2 protein-coding genes are annotated in these 4,965 nt (G+C 71.9%); one reads left to right on the top strand and one right to left on the bottom strand.

The features are described from left to right. Nucleotides 1-43: 43 nt before the first annotated feature. The gene (gene eccCa / locus ACWF94_RS33315; protein WP_453497180.1) at nt 44-4,018 is read right to left on the bottom strand and encodes a type VII secretion protein EccCa; all 3,975 of its coding nucleotides are present in this window, start codon (nt 4,016-4,018) and stop codon (nt 44-46) included. 325 nt (nt 4,019-4,343) lie between these two features. Here eccCa and eccD point away from each other — a divergent pair. Then, nucleotides 4,344-4,965: type VII secretion integral membrane protein EccD (gene eccD / locus ACWF94_RS33310; protein ID WP_453497177.1), on the top strand; the 622-nt coding region annotated here is incomplete at its 3' end.

Genomic DNA, 4,965 nt, shown 5'->3' with positions numbered 1-4,965 from the left:
GGCCCGTACCCCGGCGGGATCGCCGTCCGCGTGGCCGCGCCGGTCACGGGGCCACCGTGTCGACCAGCGCCGTCTGGACATCCGTGCTCTTGCGGCGGGTGATCCACACCCCGCGGCCGGGGATCAGGTTGCGGCCCTTGACATTGCCGAACACATAGCCCTCGGTGGGTGGGCAGGACAGCAGGAGACCGGGGGTGTTGACCTCCAGCAGACGGCGCAGCAGCGGGTCGTTCAGCCCGCGCGAGGCGCCCCCCGCCGAACGGGCCACCACCAGATGCATGCCCACCTCGTGGCCCAGCGCGAGGTGGTCCGCCAGCGGGCCGAAGGGCTGATTCAGCGGGCCGCCGCCTCCGACCATGTCGTAGTCGTCGACCAGCACGAACAGCCGCGGACCGGTCCACCAGTCGCACTGCCGCATCCGTGACGGTGCGATGTCCGGGCCCGGCACCCGGGTGCGCACCGCCCGCGCCACACCGTCCACCATCTCCTTCAGCGCGTCCAGCGACACCGCGTGCCCCAGCCGGTACTCGTCCGGTACCGCCTCCACCAGGTCCCGGCGGTAGTCCACCACCATGATCCGTGCCTCGTCGGGCGTGAACCGCTCGGTGATCGCCTTCGCCATCAGCCGCAGCAGGTTGGTCTTGCCGCTCTCGGTGTCGCCGACGACGATCAGGTGCGGGGTCGCCGTGAAGTCGTGCCACAGCGTGCCCATCCTCTCCTCCTCCACACCCAGCGCCACCCGCAGGTCACCGCTCCCGGCGGCGGGCAGGCCGGCGGCCGGAAGCAGTGTGGGCAGCATGCGCACCGGCGGCGCCGGCGGGTCCGACCAGTGCTCGCTCACCCGGGCGACCAGGTCCCCCACCCCCTCGGAGAGGTCCGTGGCGACGGCACTGCCGTCCATCCGCGGCAGCGCGGTCAGAAAGTGCAGCTTCGAGTCGTGGGTCAGGCCCCGGCCCGCCACCCGCGGCACCTTGGCCGCCTTGCGTGCGTCGACCGAGGAGTCCATGGGGTCGCCCATCCGCAACTCCAGCCGGGTGCCCGCCTGGTCGCGCACCGCCGCGGGCAGCTCGACCCAGCGGGCCGTGGAGACCACCAGATGGATGCCGTAGTTCAGACCGCGCTGGGCCAGTGCGCTGAACGTGGAGAGGTACTGGTCGTAGTCCTGGCGGACCGTGGACCATCCGTCGATCACCAGGAACGCGTCGCCGTGCGACTCGTCGGGGAACTCCCCGGCCGCCCGGCGCCGCCGGAACGACGCCATCGAGTCGATGCCCTGCTCCAGGAAGAACCCCTCGCGCCGGGCCAGCAGGGAGGTGACCTCGGAGATCACCCGCCCCACCCGTTCCCTGTCCACCCGAGCCGCGACCCCGCCCACGTGCGGCAGACCGGCCAGCCCGGAGAGTGTGCCGCCTCCGAAGTCCAGGCAGTAGAACTGCACTTCGCGCGGGGTGTGGGTGAGAGCGAGCGAGGTTATCAGCGTGCGCAGCAGCGTCGACTTGCCGCTCTGCGGGCCGCCCGCGACGGCCACATGGCCCCCGGCACCCGACAGGTCCACCATCAGCGGGTCACGGCGCTGGTCGAAGGGCCGGTCCACGATGCCCACCGGAGCCCTGAGCCGCCCTCGGGGCGCCGTGCTGGTCAGCCCGTATGCCGGGTGCGGCTCCAGCGGGCCGAGCAGCTCGTCCAGCGTGGACGGCTCGCTCAGTGGCGGAAGCCACACCTGGTGGGCCGGCGGCCCGGCGTCCCGCATCCGTTCCACGGCCACCGACAGCAGCGACCGGCCCTCCTCCTCCCTCTGCTCGGGCGCCTCCCGCTCCTCCTCCGGCGGATCGGGCAGTTGCCGGGGCACCACCCAGCCCGATGTCCACGGCACCACCTGACTGGCCACCCGTGCCTGGTGCACCGAGCCGCTGCGCGGCCGGTAGGGGCCGGAGACGTACGCGGCGCGGAAGCGGGTCAGCGCCTCCACACCGGTCTTGACGAAACCGCTGCCCGGCATCGGAGGCAGCTCATAGGCGTCCGGCACCCCCAGCACCCCGCGACTCTCCATCGCGGAGAAGGTCCGCAGACCGATCCGGTACGACAGATGCGACTCCAGCTGGTGCATCCGGCCCTCGTCCAGCCGCTGCGAGGCGAGCAGCAGATGCACTCCGAGGCTGCGCCCGAGCCGCCCGATCATCACGAACAGCTCCATGAACTCGCGGTGCGCGGCCAGCAGTTCACTGAACTCGTCCACCACGATGAACAGGCTCGGCAGTGGGTCCAGCGGCGTCCCGTCGGCCCGCGCCTTCTCGTACTCCAGCGCCGAGGTGTAGTTGCCCGCGGCCCGCAGCAGCTCCTGACGGCGGATCAGCTCACCGTGCACCGCGTCCTGCATACGGGCGACCAGCTCCACCTCGTCCGCCAGGTTGGTGATCACCGCGGAGGTGTGCGGGAGTTCGTCCAGGCCGAGAAAGGTCGCGCCGCCCTTGAAGTCCACCAGGACGAAGTTCAGTGTCTCGGAGGAGTTGGTCAGCGCCAGCGCCAGCACCAGGGTGCGCAGCAGCTCGCTCTTGCCCGAACCGGTGGCGCCGATGAGCATGCCGTGCGGCCCGGTGCCGCCCTGCGCCGACTCCTTGATGTCCAGTTCCACCGGATCTCCGCCGGGACCCACCGCGATCGGCACCCGCAGCCGCTCCGAGCGGGTGCGCCGCCCCCACAGCGACGCCGGATCATGGCGGTACAGGTCGGCGATGCCGAGCAGCGTGGTCAGCTCGGTATCGGCGGCCATCGGCTCGCCCGTATCCCGCCCCCCGCCCATCCGGTACGGTGCCAGCCGCTTGGCGAGCGACACCGCGGTCGCCGTGCCCATCGCGTCCGGCTGCCCCAGCGAGGTGAACTGCTCCTTGCGCTCCCGGTCGGTGCGCACCAGCCGCATCGCCTCCTCTTCGAGGTCCAGCCGGAGTGTCACCCGGCCCGGCCGCCAGGTCAGCGCACCGTCCAGGTCCAGCAGCACCGCGTTGCGGAAGCCGGGCCCGTCCGCCCTGTGTCCGGCCGGAACCGGCACCCCGTCGAGCACGATCACCACGTACGGCTCCTCGCGGCCGGGCCGCGCCTCCGGGTCGAACACGGCCCGCTCGGCGAACTCCACACCCAGCAGGTCGTCCAGCTCGTTCACCGAGGTGACCACCATCCGTACCGAGCCCGCACCGTCCGACTCCACCTGGTGCAGGTTGTGCGGCAGCCACTTGACCCACTCCCAGTCCGCGCGCCGGTCGTCGGCCGCGCACACCGCGATCCAGACGTCCTCGGGGGAGTGCACCACCGCCAGTTGGGCCACCATCGCCCGCGCGAGCGCGCGGATCCGCTCCTGGTCACCACGGAACAGCACCCGCGCCCAGGCCCGCAGATACACCGCGATCGGCTGCCCGGGGACGGTGGAGTAGGCACGGATGAAGCTGCGCAGCGCGTGTGCGCTGAGCGGCTCCAGGTCCTCCACCGGCTGGGTGGACAGCGGTGCCAGCCGCAGGCCCATCTTCTGGTCACCGACCGCGACCCGCACCTCCGCGAAGTCATCGTCCGCCGGGCGGCGTTCCCACAGCCGGCTCGTGCCCACCAGCGACCACAGCGCCTCCGGCGCCGGATGCCGCCAGGCCGATGCCCGCTGCTGCTCGGCGACCGTCGCGCGCACCTTGCGCCGCACCTGGCGCAGATAGCGCAGATAGTCCCGCCGCTCGCCCTTCAGCCGCTGCTTGCGCTCGCTGCTGCGTCGCACGTACTGGCCCAGCACCATCGCCACGGCGGAGACCACCATCATCCCCAGCGCCAGATAGATGAACACCCCGCTCCTGGCGCCGCCGGGACGCATGTACATCAGCATCATGGACACCGACATCAGCGCCATCGGCAGATAGTTCCACACCGCCGAGCTGTCCGGGGTGACCTCCGGAAGTGTGGGCGGCTCCTGAAGACTCAACTCCCCGTCGGGCATGTCCGGTCCGCGCCTGCGGGCGGGCCGACGGAACAGGATGGTACTCAAGAGCGCTCTCCTTCGGGGTGCCGCGGGGCGACACGGGCACGACTCAGATACGGGATCGGGGGCTGCCGTCCGCGGCGGCGCGGAGCAGTGATACAGACGGACGGGGCTGTCAGCGCGGACAGACCGGACGAAGGGCGCATGCCGCCGCAGCCGACCCCATGAGGCGAAAGCCAACAGTCGGCGACAGTCTACGATCCGTCTCACGGTTCACTCGGGCGGACGTACACGAGGAGCCGGTTCAAGTGTGCAGCCCGATGGCGCACACGTCCAACGATCGATCTGCCGGAGGCCCTTGGTGCCTCCCGACGAAGCGTGAGTTCTCCCCATGACCGACAGCACCACGTCCGGACTGTGCCGCGTCACCGTGCGCGCTCCGGCCAAGTCCATCGATCTCGCAGTACCTGCCGATGTGCCTGTCGCCGACCTGCTGCCCACCCTGGTGCGGCACGCGGGCGACGACCTGGACGAAGAAGGGCTGGAACACGGTGGCTGGGTCCTCCAGCGCCTCGGTGGCTCCTCGCTCGACGAGGACACCGGCCTCGCGGCACTCGGCGTGCTCGACGGCGAGACCCTCTACCTCAGACCACGCACCGACGCACTGCCCGAGGTCCTGCTGGACGACATCGTCGAGGGAATCGCCGGGACGATGGAGCGCCAGCCCTTCGGCTGGAGTGCTCCGGCCTCCCGCCGCGTCCTGCTGGGCATGCTCGTCCTCACCCTGGGCGCCGGACTCGCCGTCCTGGCCTGGCCCGGCCCCTCCGGCGGGCTGCGCGCCCTGGCCGCCGCCGTCACCGGTCTGCTGCTCCTGGGCGGCGCCGGTTCCGCCAGCCGCGCGGTCGGCGACGCGGAGGCGGGCGCCGCCCTCGGCTTCGCCGCGGCCCCCTACTTCGCGCTGGCCGGCTGGCTGCTGCCCGGCGGCGACCTCGGCGGCCCGGACCACTGGGAGG

Source organism: Streptomyces sp. NPDC055078, assembly GCF_053607985.1.
This window is presented reverse-complemented; position numbering and strand designations above follow the sequence as displayed.